This window comes from Vibrio sp. RC2502 (genome assembly GCF_054850435.1).
In genome coordinates, this window is record NZ_CM141453.1 from 3,156,618 (window position 1) to 3,175,601 (window position 18,984).

At 45.8% G+C, this 18,984-nt stretch carries 18 protein-coding genes and 1 riboswitch; of the genes, 5 read left to right on the plus strand and 13 right to left on the minus strand.

The genetic code is table 11. The annotated features are described in order from the left end of the window. Positions 1-183: 183 nt before the first annotated feature. Positions 184-639: an RNA-binding protein gene (locus ACYJZR_RS14710; RefSeq protein ID WP_406966453.1), complete on the plus strand. Its 456-nt coding sequence runs from the start codon at positions 184-186 to the stop codon at positions 637-639. Here ACYJZR_RS14710 and murI read toward each other — a convergent pair. Genes murI through btuB form a run of 3 tightly spaced genes read right to left on the minus strand, consistent with a single transcriptional unit; the run spans position 593 to position 4,024 of the window. After that, positions 593-1,405 (minus strand): glutamate racemase, encoded by an 813-nt coding sequence (murI, locus tag ACYJZR_RS14715; RefSeq protein ID WP_005480859.1) that lies wholly within the window; start codon positions 1,403-1,405, stop codon positions 593-595. The two genes, ACYJZR_RS14710 and murI, sit on opposite strands and share 47 nt — an antisense overlap. A gap of 40 nt (positions 1,406-1,445) precedes the next feature. Continuing rightward, a complete protein-coding gene (locus ACYJZR_RS14720) occupies positions 1,446-2,129 on the minus strand; it encodes a Dph6-related ATP pyrophosphatase (protein WP_023583995.1) in 684 nt (227 codons plus the stop codon). Between the two features lie 59 nt (positions 2,130-2,188). Further along, the gene (btuB, locus tag ACYJZR_RS14725; protein WP_406966452.1) at positions 2,189-4,024 is read right to left on the minus strand and encodes a TonB-dependent vitamin B12 receptor; all 1,836 of its coding nucleotides are present in this window, start codon (positions 4,022-4,024) and stop codon (positions 2,189-2,191) included. 57 nt (positions 4,025-4,081) lie between these two features. Further along, positions 4,082-4,281, minus strand: a riboswitch (cobalamin riboswitch). A gap of 186 nt (positions 4,282-4,467) precedes the next feature. On the opposite strand from btuB, the gene trmA reads away from it, so the two are divergent. Next, on the plus strand, positions 4,468-5,577 hold the full coding sequence (trmA, locus tag ACYJZR_RS14730; RefSeq protein WP_005480873.1) for a tRNA (uridine(54)-C5)-methyltransferase TrmA: 1,110 nt from the start codon (positions 4,468-4,470) through the stop codon (positions 5,575-5,577). Between the two features lie 65 nt (positions 5,578-5,642). Here the strand turns inward: trmA and ACYJZR_RS14735 are convergent, their stop codons facing one another. Together ACYJZR_RS14735 and fabR are read right to left on the minus strand one after the other, a co-directional pair. Then, positions 5,643-6,008 carry a YijD family membrane protein gene (locus tag ACYJZR_RS14735; RefSeq protein ID WP_005460363.1) on the minus strand — a complete coding sequence of 122 codons (366 nt, stop codon included), beginning with the start codon at positions 6,006-6,008 and terminating at the stop codon, positions 5,643-5,645. Continuing rightward, complete coding sequence (fabR, locus tag ACYJZR_RS14740) at positions 6,008-6,649, minus strand: HTH-type transcriptional repressor FabR (RefSeq protein ID WP_005480868.1); 642 nt, start codon at positions 6,647-6,649, stop codon at positions 6,008-6,010. The genes ACYJZR_RS14735 and fabR overlap by 1 nt, the downstream gene beginning before the upstream one ends. A gap of 292 nt (positions 6,650-6,941) precedes the next feature. Here fabR and sthA point away from each other — a divergent pair, with 292 nt between their 5' ends. Next, on the plus strand, positions 6,942-8,342 hold the full coding sequence (gene sthA, locus ACYJZR_RS14745) for a Si-specific NAD(P)(+) transhydrogenase (protein ID WP_005460367.1): 1,401 nt from the start codon (positions 6,942-6,944) through the stop codon (positions 8,340-8,342). A gap of 95 nt (positions 8,343-8,437) precedes the next feature. On the opposite strand, the gene dinF is transcribed toward sthA, so the two are convergent. From dinF to lexA, 3 genes are all read right to left on the minus strand, one after another. Continuing rightward, positions 8,438-9,781 (minus strand): MATE family efflux transporter DinF, encoded by a 1,344-nt coding sequence (gene dinF, locus ACYJZR_RS14750; protein ID WP_406966451.1) that lies wholly within the window; start codon positions 9,779-9,781, stop codon positions 8,438-8,440. 55 nt (positions 9,782-9,836) lie between these two features. After that, a complete protein-coding gene (locus tag ACYJZR_RS14755) occupies positions 9,837-10,631 on the minus strand; it encodes a class I SAM-dependent methyltransferase (RefSeq protein ID WP_025523168.1) in 795 nt (264 codons plus the stop codon). A 194-nt stretch (positions 10,632-10,825) separates the two neighbouring features. Next, the gene (gene lexA, locus ACYJZR_RS14760) at positions 10,826-11,446 is read right to left on the minus strand and encodes a transcriptional repressor LexA (protein ID WP_005480871.1); all 621 of its coding nucleotides are present in this window, start codon (positions 11,444-11,446) and stop codon (positions 10,826-10,828) included. 367 nt (positions 11,447-11,813) lie between these two features. Here lexA and plsB point away from each other — a divergent pair, with 367 nt between their 5' ends. Beyond that, positions 11,814-14,240, plus strand: coding sequence for a glycerol-3-phosphate 1-O-acyltransferase PlsB (gene plsB, locus ACYJZR_RS14765; RefSeq protein WP_020904471.1), 2,427 nt, complete (start codon positions 11,814-11,816; stop codon positions 14,238-14,240). A 57-nt stretch (positions 14,241-14,297) separates the two neighbouring features. Here plsB and ubiA read toward each other — a convergent pair whose 3' ends face one another. Further along, positions 14,298-15,152 (minus strand): 4-hydroxybenzoate octaprenyltransferase, encoded by an 855-nt coding sequence (gene ubiA / locus ACYJZR_RS14770; protein WP_025518796.1) that lies wholly within the window; start codon positions 15,150-15,152, stop codon positions 14,298-14,300. Further along, positions 15,153-15,692 carry a chorismate lyase gene (locus tag ACYJZR_RS14775; RefSeq protein ID WP_274018831.1) on the minus strand — a complete coding sequence of 180 codons (540 nt, stop codon included), beginning with the start codon at positions 15,690-15,692 and terminating at the stop codon, positions 15,153-15,155. A gap of 153 nt (positions 15,693-15,845) precedes the next feature. Between ACYJZR_RS14775 and ACYJZR_RS14780 the strand changes: the two genes are divergently transcribed. Next, positions 15,846-16,256: a flagellar basal body-associated protein FliL gene (locus ACYJZR_RS14780; RefSeq protein ID WP_005460376.1), complete on the plus strand. Its 411-nt coding sequence runs from the start codon at positions 15,846-15,848 to the stop codon at positions 16,254-16,256. Positions 16,257-16,315: 59 nt separating this feature from the next. On the opposite strand, the gene glpG is transcribed toward ACYJZR_RS14780, so the two are convergent. The 3 genes from glpG to rpoH form a co-directional block, all read right to left on the minus strand. Next, complete coding sequence (gene glpG, locus ACYJZR_RS14785; RefSeq protein ID WP_025510242.1) at positions 16,316-17,158, minus strand: rhomboid family intramembrane serine protease GlpG; 843 nt, start codon at positions 17,156-17,158, stop codon at positions 16,316-16,318. After that, the gene (glpE, locus tag ACYJZR_RS14790) at positions 17,158-17,478 is read right to left on the minus strand and encodes a thiosulfate sulfurtransferase GlpE (protein WP_005460380.1); all 321 of its coding nucleotides are present in this window, start codon (positions 17,476-17,478) and stop codon (positions 17,158-17,160) included. The genes glpG and glpE overlap by 1 nt, the downstream gene beginning before the upstream one ends. Before the next feature lie 491 nt (positions 17,479-17,969). Then, complete coding sequence (gene rpoH, locus ACYJZR_RS14795; RefSeq protein WP_005490420.1) at positions 17,970-18,830, minus strand: RNA polymerase sigma factor RpoH; 861 nt, start codon at positions 18,828-18,830, stop codon at positions 17,970-17,972. Positions 18,831-18,984 lie beyond the last annotated feature (154 nt).

The window sequence follows — 18,984 nt, forward strand, 5'->3', positions numbered from 1 at the left end:
TGCAAAAAAACTTTCAACCGTTCATTAATCCATCAAAACGCCGAAATTTGCATATTTCTTCGTCACATTTGAGACATATCACAGCAATTGGTTGGAAAAACACCAACCATATACGTAAGATTCATGTGTCTATTCTGTTAAATAGACAATCGATCTCTTTATTATCTATATGTAGTAATCAAAATGACGTCTAAAAAAAATCTGATCCTATCTGCCGGGCTGGCCGTCATTGGGGGAGTGCTATTCTCTCAATTCGCTATTCCACCAGCTTTGAGCTTTCTTATCGGTGTTGCCGCTACTGCTTTTCTATTTTCATTTTCTAGCCAAACACCATCTATTCAACCAACGGAATCTGATCCTTCAACTAAAACGTTGTATGTCGGTAACCTTCCTTATAAAGCAAATGAGAGTCACGTTCGTGATTTATTTGCAGAGTATGGGCAGGTATTTGCTGTGCGCTTAATGAAAGATAAACGTACTGGTAAAAGAAGAGGATTTGGATTTGTTGTGATGGCCGCTGCAGATGCTGAACCAGCCATCGCCAAGTTAAATGAAAAGCTATATATGGATCGTACACTTAAAGTGCGTATCGCTAACGATCCGAAACACCCAGATGGCGATAAATCTGAACTGGATTAAATCCTAATTTCGCCAAACAAATGTTCAGTGCATCTTCTTGCCAAGGGGGTGCACTGGCAAAGATTCGTTTTATCCCTTCTTCTTTCTCTTCAAGCTCACCACAAGACAGTAATGCTTTAACCCGGCGCGCTATCGCCTCCCCAGAATCAATCAAAACGACGTTGCTACCCAGCACTTGCTGAATTTCGTTTTTGATTAGTGGGAAGTGTGTACAACCAAGTACAGCGACGTCTACTTTATTGCATAACGGCGATAAGATACTTTTCAGTTCATCCAAAGGAACACTTTCACCACGTAGCTTTTCTTCTGCCATATCAACCAAACGCGTCGAACCTAGCAATTCAACTGGCTTACCTTGTGCAAAATCGCGGATCAGTTCATGAGTGTATTGACGAGTGACGGTCGCAGGCGTTGCGATTAACCCTACTCCCTGAGTCGCTAGTAGGGAGGCTGGTTTGATGGCAGGCACGACGCCAACAACTGGCACTGATAAGTTGTCACGCAATGACGGCAGCACGATTGTACTGGCAGTATTGCACGCAATGACGACGATATCGATGTGATGCTCTGCCACCAATGCGGAAACCAGCTGATTGACGCGCGAGATAAGCACATTCTGATCGAGTTCGCCGTAAGGATAAGCTTCGTTATCGAACAGATAGAAGTAGTCTAAGTGTGGAAGGAGTTGGTGAATTTCTTGGAAAACTGACAGTCCGCCGACACCGGAATCAAACACTAGAACTTTTTTCTTACTTGATGCTCGCACGAGTCTTACCTGATGAATAGAGACTCGGCGATCATACTGGTTAGATTTGTTTTGGCAATGCTTTGGCGCGGTATCTTTGATGGCTAAATCGCTCCCCTATTTCTACTTCAAGCTTAGTCAGTTCTATATGTCCTTGAAATGATGGGGTTGATGTCACCAATGTGTGGAACTCACCATTTTCTCCACATGGATCAATATGACGTGGTAATGACTCGATTAATACTTGGTCATACCAACGACCACACCATTCTGGAGAGAGAACACTTCCGTCTATGGTGATCAACATAGCTTGAATACCACGCTCTATGACTTCCATCGCTAAGCTCAAACTATTCTCCCCTAAGAGAGGAAAGACACATTCCCATCCTGCTGGCTCAATGTAGCTACGACGATAATCGGCAATACCATTGCAGAACATATCGCCAAAAGCGACAGCTTCTACGTTCAGCCCACTACTTTGTAATGCATTAACGATGGTTGATTGATAAATGTCGTTACTCGGAAAGACTTCAGGCAGTTCGATAGTAATGAGCGGAAGCGCAAGTAAGTCTGCTTGCATTTGTACAACCTCAAGCGGAGTTGCTTGAAAAGGGACTTCTTTCCCTACGTAAGTCGTGTACAAACCGACAACTTGATAATTTGGATTCTCGTTAAGGCGCTCAAGCGTTAATGTCGAATCTTTACCGCTCGACCAACTGATCACCACTCGCTTGGGTTTCTTCATTCGATTTTCCACCACAAAATATTAAAAACCGCCCGAAGGCGGTTTGTGTTCATTCACGATTAGAATCCGTAGCCAACGTTGAGATAGTACGCTCGCTCTGCAGCAGGGTAACCTTTTGCCATCTCATACTCTTCATCAAGTAGATTATCGATACGAGCGCTAATAGAGGTCGACTCATTCGGATAGTAAGTCACCGCCGTATCAACCAACGAGTAAGAAGAAAGCGTAATATCTTGTGAAGGCCAAGTGCTGTAATCCACATCTGGACGCTTACCGACGTACTGATAGCTAACCGACCAATCCACTTTATCGAAGCTCACTAAAGCATTCCACTTATACATTTCTTTAGCGCGGCGCTGCAACTGATGCCCTTTATCGTCTTCAGCATCTTTGTAATCTGCACTCAACTGGTGCTGCACAATCCCTGTATCAAACTCAGCAACAAGCTCCACACCTTGGATATGTGTTTCACCATCGACATTCAAATATTTGTATGTGGTTGGATGGTAATCGATAAGATTCGTGATTTTATAGTCATAACCCGTTACGGACCAAAAAACGCCTTGGACATCACCGCTGAATGCTAACTCCCAAGCATCTGACTCTTCCGGCTTCAGATCTTTCTCACCGTATGTTGGGTCATACTGTTGATATAGGTTTGGAGCCTTAAACGCAGTACCAAAAGAGGCTTTAACCCCAAACTCTGGTACAAACTGGTAACCAGCCGCTAAACTGTAAGTGAACTCACTACCGTATTCTTCGTTATCATCAAGGCGAGCACTGCCCTCGAGCATTGCTTTATCAATACTGGTGGTTGCCATACCAAACAGAGCGCCATTGGTACGATCAAACGTTTTATTCGCACTCTTGTCTTTATAAGACTCGTTGCGCCAATCAATACCACCAGCCAACGTCGTATTGTTGTTTAGCAAGTAACTGTTGGTCCACTGGACATTTTGCTGCTCAAGTTCATCTTCAGTACCTGAGTGTTTGCCTTTTGCTTGCTCATAGTTCCAAGACTTCTGTTTCTGTGCTGTTACTTGTAGTTCTGACATCACATTATCAGACTGATACTTACCGCCCAGAGTGACAGAAAGATCGTCTTTTTCTGCTTCGTAGTAACCGCGACTGCCGTAGCTGCTGTCATATTGATAAACATTTTCGTAAGCACGTAGGTTACCAAATGCAGACCACTGGTCATTGAAGTTATGCACGTAACCTAGCAGACCATTCTTTGTATCAAAGCCATGGCGATCGCCGTCATTAACTCCCGGTACAGGACGAACGTTATAACCATCATCACTTTCACTACCAAGCGCGATATTTAGCTGGCCGCTCTCTGTGACTTTAATACCAGATGCCACACTCAATTCTTGATAATCTAAACTACCTAAACCCGCACTTAACTTCGTTCCTTCTTCGTCAGCACGCGCAATGGTGATGATATTGATCACGCCACCAATCGCTTCTGAGCCATAAAGTGACGCACGCGCACCACGCACGTACTCAATACGTTGAACGTAAGTAAGTGGGATTTGGTTAAAGTCCACAGCGCCCTTCGCTGCTCGTGCAAAACGTACGCCATCAACCAGTACTAAAACTTGGTCGGAACTGGTTCCACGAACAAATAAAGACGCTAACTGACCACGACCACCATTTTGTGAAACTTGAATCCCTGTAAGACGACGCAATACATCTGGTAGGGTTTTCGCTTGAATGCGATCGATGTCTTGTCGAGTAACTACTTCGACATCTGCCAACGTACGGCTTTCGGCTTGCTCAAAACGGTTTGCCGTAACTACGATGGTTTCGTCAACAGAAGTTTCTTGGGCCTGTAGATAAGAGACAGGTGAAAGCAGCGATGCCAGGGTGATCGCCAATGCGGATTTTTTCATTATATTGTCCTAAATCGCGTAATTCCTTCCGAGCCCTGCCTCCTTAGGCAGTCCAATGCTGTGGCTCAGTTGCTGGCAGGTATTCGGACTGAAGAGCGAGGTTTACACCACCTAGTTGCTCGACTTCCCACATAAACTAATGCAGTGTCGTGATGAGCGTTCGTTCTCTTTTACCGCTGCGCGTCAGTTCTGGATTTTCACCAGATTCCCATTTCAGCCATCTAGATTGCTAGATGCCACCAGCTTGAGGCAAATATTATTCAGCTATTGATTATTTGTCCAGCCAATATTGCCCATAGAAATTGTAACGTTTTGATTAATTTTGCTTTCTCCTCAACCTGTACGCACTATCTTTAAATCAATTCCCGTACAAAACTGGACATACTGTTGAGATTGAATAAAATCTGCGCTCTTAAATTGAATGCACCATAAAAGGTAAGATCATGGCTACTCTTGATGTAAATCCACAACGCTACCAAGAACAACTGGCTGAAAAAGTCGAACGTCTCACTGATATGTTCGCGCCATACAACGTGCCAGAACTGGAAGTGTTTGAATCACCAGAGCAGCATTACCGTATGCGTGCTGAGTTCCGTGTTTGGCATGAAGGTGAAGACCTGTACTACATCATGTTCAACCAAGAGACTCGTGAGAAATACCGCGTAGACCAATTCCCAGCAGCCAGCCGTCTGATCAACGATTTGATGCCGCTATTGGTTGAAGCGATGAAAGACAACGAATCACTACGCCGTAAACTATTCCAAGTCGATTTCCTATCAACGCTAAGCGGTGAGATTCTGGTTTCACTGCTTTACCATCGCCAACTTGATGAAGAGTGGATTGAAAACGCGAAAGCCCTTAAACAGCGTTTAAATGATGAAGGCTTTAACCTAAACATCATTGGTCGCGCACGTAAGATGAAAATCATCCTAGACCGTGACTACGTGATCGAAAAACTGGACGTAAATGGCCAAAGCTACATCTACCAGCAAGTCGAAAACAGCTTCACCCAACCGAATGGCAAAGTAGCAGAGAAGATGTTGGAATGGGCGGTTGACTGTACTCAAGAGAGCACTGGCGACCTACTAGAGCTTTACTGTGGTAACGGCAACTTCTCGTTAGCATTAGCGCAAAACTTCGACCGTGTACTTGCTACTGAGCTTGCTAAGCCTTCGGTAGAATCAGCACAATACAACATTGCAGCGAACAAGATCGACAACGTACAAATCATCCGTATGTCGGCAGAAGAATTTACAGAAGCAATGGAAGGTAAGCGCGAATTCCGTCGTTTAAAAGACAATGGTGTCGATCTGAAGAGCTACAACTGCAACACGATTTTTGTCGATCCACCACGTGCAGGTATGGATGTGGATACGTGCAAAATGGTGCAAGGCTACGAGCGCATCATGTACATCTCTTGTAATCCAGAAACACTAAAAGAGAACTTGGACATTCTAAGCGAAACTCACAATGTGACGCGCTTTGCTCTGTTCGACCAATTCCCTTACACCCACCACATGGAAGCGGGCGTTTTACTAGAACGTAAAGCGTAAGCCACCAGCGAAAGACATAAAAAAAGCGAGCTTAATAACTCGCTTTTTTGTCGGAATTTTTTCAATTATTCAGCAGAAGTTTTCTTTTCCATGAAACCCAGCTTTTTACCAATCCATGCCAACAGGATCATCGACACCATGATTGCGAAGAAATTTGAGCCTGCTTCTGGGTATTGCGCTTTGATAAACGCAGAGTGACCAAAGGCACCAACAAAGAAACACGCTAAGCCCACTAGCGGAATATCTTCCGATACCGGGTTGTTTAAGTACTCTTGGTAAAGAGCTTGTACAGCCAGTACGAGTGCAATCAGTGGGAAGATTGAGAAAGACACTTCACTCATGGTCAACCATGACAATAAAGCATCACCACACATACCTGCAACCAGTGCCAAAATCAGCGTTTTCTTTTCAGATTTATTTCCATTCGACATTATTCTATCCCGCCTTTTAATCGGTTACGTTCACGTTCTTTGCGATACCAATAGGCCCCTTTGGCTATCATTCGCAATTGCATGATCAATCGCTCGGCGAGTTCATCGCGCTCACGTCGATCTAAATCTAAAGCTTCAGCACCCGAACTAAAGACCAAAGTCACCGACGCCTCTGCTTGAGTATACGCCTCTTCTCTGGTCATACCGGTGCTCATTAAATACTCGGTTAATTCTGCCGCAAAATGCTGGATTTCTCGAGCGACGGCAGTACGAAATTCAGAAGAAGTGCCAGAGCGCTCACGCAATAATAAGCGGAATACGTTAGGGCTACTTTCAATGAATTCCATAAAGGTTTCAACCGAAGTTCGAATCACACTGCCTTCTTTGACAATACGTTGACGTGCCTGACGCATCAGTTGACGTAATAGTAAACCGCCTTCATCAACCATTGTTAAGCCTAGCTCATCCATGTCTTTGAAGTGACGATAAAAAGAAGTGGGTGCAATTCCTGCCTCTCGGGCAACTTCTCGCAAGCTGAGACTGGAAAAGCTGCGATCCGCACTTAATTGACTAAATGCCGCATCGATCAGTGATCGACGTGTCTTCTCTTTTTGTTGCGCGCGGATTCCCATCGATTTCATTCTTAACTTGCTCTTTTCTGTAGGGTACAAGAGCTTCAATATAACGCAATTCACCCCTACGGAGAAAGATATGTTGCCTCACCTAAGGTAAGCGGCGAGAACGTTACTATTGGCATGCATCTAATTGCAATGTTCTCGAGTCAATTTATAGACATACAACATACCAATTCATCCTTTTGTTCGATTCTGCGTGATCACTTCCACTCTCTCGCAGCCATTACGTGTACGTATAGAGCAAATGAGTTAAAATCGCGCTAAAGCAATGTTAAGCAAATATAACAAGGAAGGCATCATGGCGCATGTTAATCACTATGACGTGATCGTAATTGGTAGTGGCCCTGGCGGAGAAGGGGCTGCAATGGGGTTAACCAAAGCGGGACTGAATGTTGCCATCGTCGAGAAAGAAAGCAGTGTGGGCGGCGGCTGTACGCACTGGGGAACCATTCCATCGAAAGCGCTGCGCCATGCAGTAAGTCGTATCATCGAATTCAATAGCAACCCGCTATTTTGCAGAAACAACACCAGCCTTCATGCAACATTTTCTGACATTTTAGGCCATGCAAAAACGGTCATCGATAAACAAACTCGCCTTCGTCAGGGGTTTTACGACCGCAATGACTGCACGCTGCTGTTCGGTACTGCACGTTTTATCGATACGCACTCTATCGCGGTAATGCAAAATGACGGTACGGAAGAAACCTACTCGGCCGATAAATTTGTCATCGCGACGGGCTCTCGTCCTTACCGACCAAGCGATGTCGACTTCTTGCATGAACGAATCTACGACAGTGACTCTATCCTGAGCCTGAAACACGACCCTCGTCATATCATCATTTATGGTGCAGGCGTTATCGGTTGTGAGTACGCCTCTATCTTCCGCGGACTTGGTGTGAAAACCGACCTAATCAATACCCGGGATCGTTTGTTGGAGTTCTTGGATAACGAAGTGTCTGATGCACTGTCTTACCACTTCTGGAACAGCGGCGTTGTCATTCGTAACGACGAAACCTACGAGAAAATCGAAGGCACAGAAGATGGCGTCATTATTCACCTGCAGTCAGGCAAGAAAATGCGCGCCGATTGTTTGCTGTATGCGAACGGCAGAACCGGTAACACCGACAAACTCAGTTTGGATGTCGTCGGTCTAGAATCAGATTCTCGCGGCCAGCTTAAAGTGAACCGCAACTACCAAACGGCGGTTGAGCACATTTACGCAGTAGGTGATGTGATTGGTTACCCTAGCCTTGCAAGCGCAGCCTACGACCAAGGACGCTTTGTCGCACAAGCGATCACCAAAGGTCAGGCAGAAAACTATCTGATTGAAGACATCCCAACAGGCATCTACACCATTCCAGAAATCAGCTCTGTTGGTAAAACAGAACAAGAACTGACGGCAGCGAAAGTGCCTTATGAAGTTGGCCGCTCTTCATTCAAACATCTGGCCCGTGCGCAAATTGCAGGCAAAGATGTCGGCAGTTTGAAAATTTTGTTCCATCGTGAAACCAAGGAAATTCTCGGCATTCACTGCTTTGGTGAACGTGCAGCGGAAATCATCCACATTGGTCAAGCCATCATGGAACAAAAAGGCCAAGCCAATACGATTGAATATTTCGTGAATACTACCTTCAACTACCCGACCATGGCCGAAGCCTATCGTGTAGCGGCATTGAATGGGTTGAACCGATTATTCTAGTAGCCATACAATGCTGAGATAATGAGGTTAAATGAGTATTTGGGTTACCATGATCCAAATGCAAAAACAGCAGGTTTTCGACCTGCTGTTTTTATTTACGCGAGGAACGTTCCTTTACGCCATTGATAGAAGAATATTACTCCAAGACCAATCCCTCGCATTGCCATAAAGCTGGTCATCGCAAACCACAGTGCATGGTTTTGCCAGCCAGAGAACAAAAAGAAGATTACGAAGAAACAGCAAGTCGCCACGAACATACTGTTCCGCATATCTTTACCTTTGGTGGCACCAACAAAAATGCCATCGAATAAGAAACACCACATGGATGTCAACGGCATCACCACCAGCCAAGGTAGATAGATCGCTGCTTGCTGCTGCACAATCGCAATAGAAGTGATCATGGAGATCAAATTCGATCCCGCTAAGCCAAATACCGCAGTAAGCCCTAAGCAGATGATCAGACTCCAAAAGAATGTCCCGATCAGAGAATCACTAAGCTGAGCTCGGTCTTTCGCGCCAATAGCTTTCCCCACCATCGCTTCCATCGCGTAGGCAAAACCATCCATGCCGTAGGAAATCATCATCAAGAAGCTCATCAACACAGCGTTTGCCGCGACAACATCATCACCAAAGCTCGCGCCCTGAAACGTCATAAAGCTAAACGCAGCTTGCAAACATAATGAACGAAGAAAGATATCGCGATTGAGTTTCACAAATCGCCCTAGCCCGTGCTGAGTGTCAGCAAGTAATTGCTTGGGTGACGGCAACTGACGTGCTTGCCATGTCTTCCACACGCAGACCAAACCAAACGCCATGCCTGAGTAATCAGCAATCACGGATGCAAGCGCAGCACCTTCAACTTTCCAACCTAAGCCCATCACAAATAACAAATCGAGAGCGATGTTGGTGACATTGGTGATGATCACCATCCACATAGGCGCTTTGGAGTTTTGCGTGCCGAGCAACCAGCCCAACAACACAAAATTCATCAGTGCCGCCGGCGCACTCCACACTCGGATAGAGAAATATTGCATGCCGTAGTGCTTCACTTCGGCACTGGCATCACTCCAGCCAAAAATCAGATCAGCAAGTGGGCTGTGGACTATGAGGAACACAAAAGCAAACAGCAAAGCCATGATTGAGCCCTGCATGAACACCAATGCGAGCTGTTTTCGGTCTTCGCCGCCATAGGACTGCGCCGCCAACCCAGTAGTCGACATACGCAAAAAACCAAGCAGCCAGAACGTTACGCTGATCATAGTGCTGCCCAGCGTAACGCCGCCCAAATACCACGCGTGCTCTAGGTGCCCAATCACCGCCGCATCGACTAAGCCTAATAGTGGAACAGTAATATTCGACAACACCATCGGGATCGCGAGCGATAACACCTGGCGATGCACTTGAGGATTAGATAAAGGAGAGAAAATAGAGTTTGTCACAGGCACCTCGTTGTTTAGATCGACGAGTGTACCTGAGTGCTTAATGACTAGCCAATTACCACTTGATGTGAACAAGCACTGGTGTGAGACGGTGCTTTAGCATTGGAATTTTATTGAGCCAGCGTTGCCAAGCTTTCCATCGTGAACAGAATCGGTCGAATGGCGAGAACGCTTTCACCCATTGTGCCCACGGCAACCATCTCAGAACTTGTTCCGCCGGTGCCTCAAATCCATGGGCATAGCAATCCGAGCCAAGCTTTTGCCCCCACTTGCTTTCTGTTAAGTCTCCAGCGAGTACCATACAGACCTCAGCCGAGACAAAATGGCGACCTAAGTTTTGAATAAACCGCGCAACATGTCGCTCAGAGCAATCCAACAATGCCATTTCGCACAGAATCAATACGGGTGATTTATCTGGAATGGTCAGAGATTCGAGCCACGACATGTCTTCCACACTCCCACTGCGATGTTCGTAGCGTTCGTTTTTATGAAATAGACGCTGACGCCAAACTAGATTCTCCGTAACATCCAATTCAATCCAGTGACAGCGGCCGTTATCCAAACGGTAAAAACGGGTATCGAGTCCAGCTCCAACATTGATGATCCAAGCGTCCGGATTTTGCTGCAAAAACTGCGTTACCTGTTGGTCGCACAGTTGAGTCAACGTCACGTGTAGCAGCTGCTTTTGCGCGATATCACCACTTAAACAATCAGGTGCCATCTTGCAGCTTAGACAAGCTTTCGCTGCAATGGGGTCATACACCAAACCATTGTCGACCATGCTTTCACGGCTGCGTAATAGCAAAGGCTTCAATAGATGATTAGGAACTTGATGTTTTGACTTAGACATGGGCATTTCCTGCGCCAGTGAGAAAGAATGGACACTGAAAAAGATGATAATGAATATCAATTACATTATCAAGCACAGAGAGAGCCGACAAGAATATGAGAAATAAACTGCGAGCAGGAAATCAAAGCGGATGAGAAAAAAAGAGCTAAGACAAATAGGCAACAGCCCAGCGAAGCTGGGCTGTTGCGATAAACTTACATCCAATCGGTATTGCGAATAATACCAACGGCTAAGCCTTCAATAGTCAGATGCTGAGACGTTAAGTCCACTTGAATTGGTGCGAATTCTTCATTCTCGGCATGCAATAACACGGTTGAACCTTTACGTTCCAAGCGCTTGACGGTCACATCGTCATCAACACGAGCAACGACAACCTGACCATCGCGAACATCTTGTGTTTTGTGCACAGCAAGCAAATCACCGTCCATAATACCGATGTCTTTCATACTTTCGCCATTTACACGAAGTAAGAAATCCGCTTGCGGCTTGAACATCGCAGGGTCAACTTGGTAGTGCGCTTCTACGTGCTCTTGAGCCAGAATCGGCTCACCCGCAGCGACTTGACCAATCAGAGGCAAGCCCTGTTCGTCATTGGCCGCATCTTCAAGCAGGATTCTGATCCCACGCGATGCGCCCGGAATAATTTCAATGGCTTGCTTACGAGCAAGCGCTTTTAGGTGTTCCTCTGCGGCATTCGCAGAGCGGAAGCCAAGCTCACGCGCAATCTCTGCACGAGTTGGTGGCATTCCGGTGTCATCGATTTTGCTTTTAATCAAATCGAAGACTTGTTGTTGGCGTGGCGTTAACGGCTTCATGTCTCACCTGTCTTTTTATACAGTTAACTGTGAGTATATCCAGTAAATGGTCAAATGGAAACCCAATTGGTTGTTTTTTAATTTATTTGCTGCGCTTTCTGAACTTGCCCACAAACTGTGGCGCAAAGCGCGTTTAAAACACCGTGCCTGAAGTTAATCAAAGTAAAGCAACAACTTAGGAGTTCGACTAATTTCCACTCAATAAAATTAAAAGGTTTGACCAGTTTCTGGTATCCTTGCTGCGCTTAAAATTTATTGCCTAGGCTTATTTCTATTGCCGTACTCATTTCTTTGCCAAGAAGTTGAGCCACGCGGACACAGAACTAAGGTTGGGCCTGTTTGAATACCTATTGAGGCTGTGAACTTTATGTCTTCTGGACAATCATTTTCACGTTCATTACTAAAACTACCTTTATCGGTAATGGTAAAGGGCACCACAATCCCATCGAATCCGATTGACGATCTCAACATCGACCTAACTAAGCCGATTGTGTATGCCTTGCCGTTCCGTTCGAACGTGGATTTGCTGACACTGCAAAAACAAGCCATGAGCCTTGGGTTACCAGACCCGCTCAGTCCGCTGGAAATCAATGGCAAAACACTTAATCGTTTCGTCTTTATTGCCTCACGTCCAACCGTGATGGGTAATGACAACGACATCCCGACAGATTCTGTTTCTCTATTTACTGAGCTGCTGGAACTGCACAAGCTTGATAGCGAGCTTGATGTGCAGATGATCCCAGCGACCGTACTTTGGGGACGCAAACCAGGTAAAGAAGAGAACCATCGCCCGTACCTGCAACCAATGAATGGGCCACAAAAAGCGAAAGCGGTAATGGCAGCAGGTCGTGACTGTTTGGTGCGCTTTAGCCCGGTGGTTTCACTGCGTTATATGGCGGATTCTCACGGTACAGACAGTGCTATTGCGCATAAATTAGCGCGCGTGGCACGTATCCACTTTTCTCGTCAAAAATTGGCGGCATCAGGTCCAAACCTACCGCAACGCCAAGTGCTATTTGCTCGCCTGTTAAAGTCACCTGCAATTGAACAAGCGATTGAAGACGAGGCAAAAAGCAAAGACATTTCGATTGAGAAAGCGCGCAAAGAAGCCCATGACATCATGGATGAAATCGCAGCCGACTTCTCATACGGTCTGGTGAAAAACGGCGATCGCATCCTGAGCTGGCTGTGGACCAAACTGTATCAAGGCCTGCACATCAACAACGCTTCGACAGTGCGTCGCTTGGCGCAAGATGGCCATGAGATCGTTTACGTGCCGTGTCACCGTAGTCACATGGACTACCTACTGCTGTCTTACGTTCTGTACCATGAAGGTATGGTGCCACCGCACATTGCTGCGGGTATCAACCTGAACTTCTTCCCTGCGGGTCCGATTTTCCGTCGTGGTGGTGCATTCTTTATTCGTCGTAGCTTTAAAGGCAACAAACTGTACTCCACGATTTTCCGCGAGTATCTAGCCGAGCTGTTTGCAAAAGGCTACTCGGTAGAGTACTTCAGCGAAGGTGGTCGCTCACGTACCGGTCGTTTACTGCAAGCGAAAACGGGTATGTTGGCCATGACGATTCAAGCGATGCTGCGTGGTCTAAACCGCCCCGTAACGCTGGTACCGGTTTACATCGGTTACGAGCACGTAATGGAAGTAGGCACTTACGCCAAAGAACTGCGCGGTAAACGTAAAGAGAAAGAGAACGCAGGTCTTGTTCTGCGCACTCTACGTAAACTGCGTAACTTTGGTTTGGGCTACGTGAACTTCGGTGAGCCAATTCAGCTCAACCAATACCTTAACGAGCACGCGCCAGAGTGGACAAAAGACATCGATAGCATGGGCGGTAGCAAACCACAATGGATGAACCCTGTGGTCAATGAGCTAGCGAACAAGATGATGACGCACATTAACGATGCGGCAGCGGCAAACGCCTTAACGCTTTGTGCAACGGCCTTGTTGGCTTCTCGTCAACGTGCACTGTCTCGTGATTCTCTGATCAATCAGATTGAGTGCTACTTGAAGCTACTGAAGAACAACCCATACTCAAGCACTTCAACCATCCCAACGGAAAGTGCTGAAGAGTTGGTTGATCACGCTATCTCGTTAGATAAGTTTGTGATTGAAACAGACAGCATGGGCGACATCATTTCTCTTGATCGTAGCCAATCGATTCTGATGACTTACTATCGCAACAACATCATTCACTTGTTTGCGCTGCCATCGTTGATTGCTCAGATGATTATTCGTCAGCGCAATCTCACCGTGGAGAAAATCCAAGAGAACGTCGCGCAAATCTACCCATTCTTGAAGAAAGAGCTGTTCCTAAGCTACCAAGAAGAAGATTTAAACGACCTTGTGGTGAAAACGTTGAATGAGTTTGCCGAACAGAAAATGATCTGTCTTGATGGCAACAAATTGGACATCAACCAATCAAACAACCAACCGCTGGTTCTACTTGGTCGCACGATTACTGAGACGCTGCAGCGTTACTCCATCGCCATGAACCTATTGGTTGCGTACCCTGAATTGGGTAAATCGGATCTGGAACAGAAGAGCCAAGACATCGCGCAACGTTTAGGTCGCCTGCACGGTATCAACGCGCCGGAGTTCTTCGACAAAGGTGTGTTTACCGCCATGTTCAATACGCTCAAACAGCAAGAGTACCTCGATAGCGACGGTAACTGCGATAAGAAGAAAACGCAGAAATTTGCCAAGCTACTGTTTACGCTGCTGTACCCAGAAGTGAAGTTGACCATCGAAGAAAGTATCCACCAACTTCAGGCATAACAAACACAAAAAAACAAAAGGCATCCAATTGGATGCCTTTTTTGATCTTCAGATTGATTACCAGAACGCGACTAATAAACCTATCGCTATCACCATGCCAACGTAGTTGTTGTTAAGGAAAGCTCTGAAACACAAATCGCGCTCGCGGTGGCGGATCAAGTGCTGCTGATAAACAAACAATGATGCGGCAATCAGAACCGTCCAGTAGTAACTTTGGCCTAATTGATAAAACTGCCCTAGCCCCACCAACATCGCCAACGTCACTAACTGTAACACTCCAATAATTAACTTGTCGTGACGACCGAACAGAATCGCTGTCGATTTGATACCGATTTTTAAATCGTCATCGCGATCCACCATTGCATACTGAGTGTCGTAGGCAATCGTCCACAATGCATTAATCACAAACACAAACCAAACCATCACTGGTAGCTCACCGGTTTGTGCCGCCCATGCCATAGGAATCGCCCAGCTAAACGCTAATCCCAAAAACAGCTGCGGGATATGCGTGTAACGCTTCATAAAAGGGTAGATAAAGGCTAAGACAAGGCCCGCAAAAGAGAGCTGAATCGTTAAGGGGTTCATAGTCAAAACAAGTAAGAATGAGCTCACGGCCAAAACCAAAAATAAGCTAATCGCCTCTTTCGCCGTGACCTTACCCGAAGGCAATGGACGCTGTTTAGTACGCTTCACATGACCATCGACTTTGCGGTCTGCAAAATCGTTAATGACACAGCCTGCGCTACGCATTAAAAATACACCCAACACAAATACAATGAGCACATCCCAACTCGGTATGCCTTGGGCTGCAATGACCAGAGCCCAAACCGTTGGCCACAACAACAATAGTGAACCAATTGGGCGATCCATTCGCATCAGCTGCCAATATGCTTTGGCTTTTTCTGCGGACATTTACACTCTCTCCTTGGCGTAAATAGGTGAATTCGATAAGAATAACTCAGCGACTAACATAGGTTTGTGATTCATCCACAACCTTGAGCGTCGTGCGAGAAAACGACCTTGAGGCAAGTGAACCCAACCCATTTGTAGCGAGTCGCGCTCGACATTATCAGCGCTAAAGACGGTGAGCCCTAGTGGGATATCGCCTTGCTGCGCTAAGTCGTATTGCTGATCGACCAACGTAGTACGTGGGATCAAAGTACGACCAACAACCCAAGGGCAGTAGTCTCCACACAGGACGACCTCTCTTAGGAGGCAATCTTGCTCAGACAGTAACTGACTTTCATCCGATTTCAGTGTCTTCGCTGTGACGATATGATTTTGCAGCAGTTCTACCGTCAATTCCTGACAGTGCTGCTTTAAACGACGTGACAAAGACCCTTGTTCTTCCAGCCAATGCTTGGCAAATTCGTTTGGAAATTCAAATTCTTCGGGCTTTTGCCACTCTACTTCCAATAAAGAAGCAAGATAGAGTGATGTTGGCTGATTCATACTAGTATTCAATTGGAGGCTTTATGCGTACAATAAAGCAACAACTTACCGTCTTATTGAAACCGTAAGTTCCGTTATTTGTTATAGACGGTCTATTGTATCAAGACTGAAGCGATTCGAATATCGCGATCCAGAGAAAGAAAAGTTAGAAATATGTACAAACGTTATGTAGCCCAAATTATTTTTGCGTTAACAATCCTGATCTCCGCACCAAGTTGGGCTGAAACGGAAGAGACTGGACCAAAATTAGCGTACTTCACCCTAGAGCCAGATTTAACCACTAACTTTTACACCAAAGGTAAAAAATTAGGCTATGTACAAGTGCGTATCGACATCATGGTGATGAGCCAACAAGACCTAGCGATTGTTGAGCACCATCAACCCTTGATTCGCGATGCGGTCATCGAGCTCCTAGGCAAACAAACCGAAGATACGATCAAGTCGCTTTCTGGCCGAGAAGACCTACGCAAAACGTTGGTAAAAGAGCTAAACGAAACCTTACTGCCAGAGACCGGGAAAACCGTCATTGCTGATTTGCTGTTTACCAAATACCTCTATCAGTAAGTAACGCTGCTTTAGATACAAAAAGACCGCTTTCGAGCGGTCTTTTTTTGTTTTTGCTATCACGCTTGTTGTTGGTATTTCTGCTTGCCCGAGTCGAACAGCGCAATCGCCATCCCGGCCAACAAGCCAGCTAAGTGAGCCGTATTGGCAATGGCCATAAACGGTTGCACAAAACCAAGTACCAACCACGCCAACATAAAACCAATGATGGATTTCGGCAGCGTTAAACCTAAATGAGGTAAGCGGTAACCCAAAACCCACAAATAACCGAGTAGCGCGTACACAACACCAGATAACCCGCCGAAGTTTGCACCTTCAACATAGAACTGACCAGCACCAGAGAGTGCCGCAGACACCACAAAGATTTGCAGTAACTTGCCAGAACCAAGTCGACGTTCAATATCGCCACCAAGTTGCCACCACCACAACAAGTTAAAGATGATGTGTGTCACCGAGAAATGCAGCAATGCATGACTCACCCAACGCCACAATTGCCATTGCTGGCCTTCAAACGCGGGAAAGTGCAACAGAGCAAATACCCCATTTCCAAAGCCTAACATCTGCAAACCATAAATCACGGCGCATACGGTCATGATCAATAAGGTCACTGGACCGGCTTTGGCTTTGATCATTCCCATGATGCTTGGGCTAGCGTAATGAAATTGGCTCTTACGAGTATCGGCAACGTCCCAGGAAGCGGCGCTGTATTTGCTAGCGGATGGATTCGCCAAAAATTGCTTCAGTTCGGCTTCTGCCTCAACTTCATGCTGGCTGTCCGTAAGCCAAAGTGCAAATTGTCCTTCACCTTCGGGCATCATCTCAATATCTATCTGACGAGAGGCCATATAATCGATAAAGGCTTGCGCCATGCGTGGATTATTTAACGTTACCAATCTCTTCATTAACTTCTCACTATCGGTAGTTGTGCTCGCTGCCAGGCTTCAAAGCCACCGTCTACACTGTACACCTGTTCGAAGCCTTGGTTAACTAAATATTGCGCTGCGCCTTGGCTGCTAATTCCGTGATAACACATCACGAGGATCGGCTGTTCAAACTCTACATCTTCCATAAACGCCACAATCGTATCGTTGGTTAGATGATAAGCCGACTCAGCATGTGCCACGGCAAACGATTGAGGATCACGAATATCTACAAGCTTTGCCTCGCCCTGCTCAAGCAAAGCCTGTGCACCTTGTACATCGATATGCTGAAACTGGTCCATTTACTTTCTCATTTTGTCGTTATGAATATACCCAAATAACCTTGGTACCCGAACTAAACACTATGCTGCTCGGTGTATTAAGTCGGAAAAAGTCATTTGGGTATACTGCCGCCATTGTAACCTATCCAGTGGCAAACTTAGACACAAGGATAATCAGGGCTTTTAAAATTGTACACATTCCAACCATTTGTGGATAAAGCTGTGAATTGCGTTGATAAAGTATATTTGGATCTTTTGATCCACAAGATGTAGTGATGATCCTGATCTAGCTGTGTGTATATTTATAACTATCCCCAAGCGACAAAACCGCTATCACCCTTATTTTGTCTGGGTTTCGAACAGTTGATAAATAATTACTTCACAGAGTTATGCACAGGTAGCACAGAAAATTTAGATCGCAAACGCTATCTATTTTCGATCGAAAATAAAAAAGCCGAGATCACATGATCTCGGCTTTCTATGAAAATCTTACTTTATATTAGAGGCTGAAGTTAGAACTCACCAACGGCCAGTTTCAGCTTCTTCATCGCATTCTTTTCTAACTGACGAATACGCTCTGCAGAAACGCCAAACTCATCAGCCAAGTCTTGCAATGTTGCTTTCTCATCGTCTAACCAACGAGAGCGCACAATGCGTTGGCTACGCTCATCTAGGCTTGCTAGTGCGTGACCAAGACGATTATTGGTGTGCATTTCCCAGTTTGCAGCTTCGATGTTGTCAGCCACGTCCGATGATTTGTCTTCTAGGTACAGCATCGGTGCAGTGTATGAGCTAGTCGCACTGTCATCATCGTCAGTTGGCATATCAAACGTTGAATCGACCGCCGCAAGACGTGATTCCATCTCGCGAACTTCGGAAGGTTCTACGCCCAACTCACGAGCTACGGTTTCGACTTCGCCATTGTTAAACCAACCTAAGCGTTTTTTCGATTTGCGTAGATTGAAGAACAATTTACGCTGCGCTTTAGTTGTTGCAATTTTAACGATACGCCAGTTACGTAGTACGTACTCATGGATCTCTGCTTTGATCCAGTGAACAGCAAAAGACACCAAACGTACGCCCACTTCTGGGTTAAAACGTTTAACGGCTTTCATTAGACCGATATTGCCCTCTTGTACTAGATCTGCCATTGGCAAACCGTAGCCTGAGTAACCTCGAGCAACGTGAACAACGAATCTTAGGTGTGACAGGATCAGGCCTTTCGCAGCCTCAATCTCACCTTTGTAGTGTAATCGTTCTGCCAGTTCACGCTCTTCATCTGCTGTCAGCATTGGGTAGCTGTTTACAGAGCGAATATAGCTATCAAGGCTATCTTGCGTGACTAGAGCCATCGGATACGCTTCTTTTGTCATTCAATTCCTCATCAATCTCTGATCTGGAGCATTACATTGCAATTTAGCTTCGATATCTTGAACTCAAAATGAACAAGTTTCAAGAAGGGCGAGCAATTATCCATAAACAATTGGTCTAAACAAGAGGTAAAAATTAGCTTGTGCTAATAAATTC

Excerpts from the sequence above, each read along its gene's own strand:
- trmA (WP_005480873.1), top strand. The coding sequence starts at position 4,468 with ATGGCTACTCTTGATGTAAATCCACAACGCTACCAAGAACAACTGGCT.
- ACYJZR_RS14710 (WP_406966453.1), top strand. The coding sequence starts at position 184 with ATGACGTCTAAAAAAAATCTGATCCTATCTGCCGGGCTGGCCGTCATT.
- ACYJZR_RS14775 (WP_274018831.1), bottom strand. The coding sequence starts at position 15,692 with ATGAATCAGCCAACATCACTCTATCTTGCTTCTTTATTGGAAGTAGAG.
- plsB (WP_020904471.1), top strand. The coding sequence starts at position 11,814 with ATGTCTTCTGGACAATCATTTTCACGTTCATTACTAAAACTACCTTTA.
- rpoH (WP_005490420.1), bottom strand. The coding sequence starts at position 18,830 with ATGACAAAAGAAGCGTATCCGATGGCTCTAGTCACGCAAGATAGCCTT.
- ACYJZR_RS14755 (WP_025523168.1), bottom strand. The coding sequence starts at position 10,631 with ATGTCTAAGTCAAAACATCAAGTTCCTAATCATCTATTGAAGCCTTTG.
- sthA (WP_005460367.1), top strand. The coding sequence starts at position 6,942 with ATGGCGCATGTTAATCACTATGACGTGATCGTAATTGGTAGTGGCCCT.
- glpG (WP_025510242.1), bottom strand. The coding sequence starts at position 17,158 with ATGAAGAGATTGGTAACGTTAAATAATCCACGCATGGCGCAAGCCTTT.
- lexA (WP_005480871.1), bottom strand. The coding sequence starts at position 11,446 with ATGAAGCCGTTAACGCCACGCCAACAACAAGTCTTCGATTTGATTAAA.
- ubiA (WP_025518796.1), bottom strand. The coding sequence starts at position 15,152 with ATGTCCGCAGAAAAAGCCAAAGCATATTGGCAGCTGATGCGAATGGAT.
- glpE (WP_005460380.1), bottom strand. The coding sequence starts at position 17,478 with ATGGACCAGTTTCAGCATATCGATGTACAAGGTGCACAGGCTTTGCTT.
- ACYJZR_RS14780 (WP_005460376.1), top strand. The coding sequence starts at position 15,846 with ATGTACAAACGTTATGTAGCCCAAATTATTTTTGCGTTAACAATCCTG.
- fabR (WP_005480868.1), bottom strand. The coding sequence starts at position 6,649 with ATGAAATCGATGGGAATCCGCGCGCAACAAAAAGAGAAGACACGTCGA.
- ACYJZR_RS14735 (WP_005460363.1), bottom strand. The coding sequence starts at position 6,008 with ATGTCGAATGGAAATAAATCTGAAAAGAAAACGCTGATTTTGGCACTG.
- ACYJZR_RS14720 (WP_023583995.1), bottom strand. The coding sequence starts at position 2,129 with ATGAAGAAACCCAAGCGAGTGGTGATCAGTTGGTCGAGCGGTAAAGAT.
- btuB (WP_406966452.1), bottom strand. The coding sequence starts at position 4,024 with ATGAAAAAATCCGCATTGGCGATCACCCTGGCATCGCTGCTTTCACCT.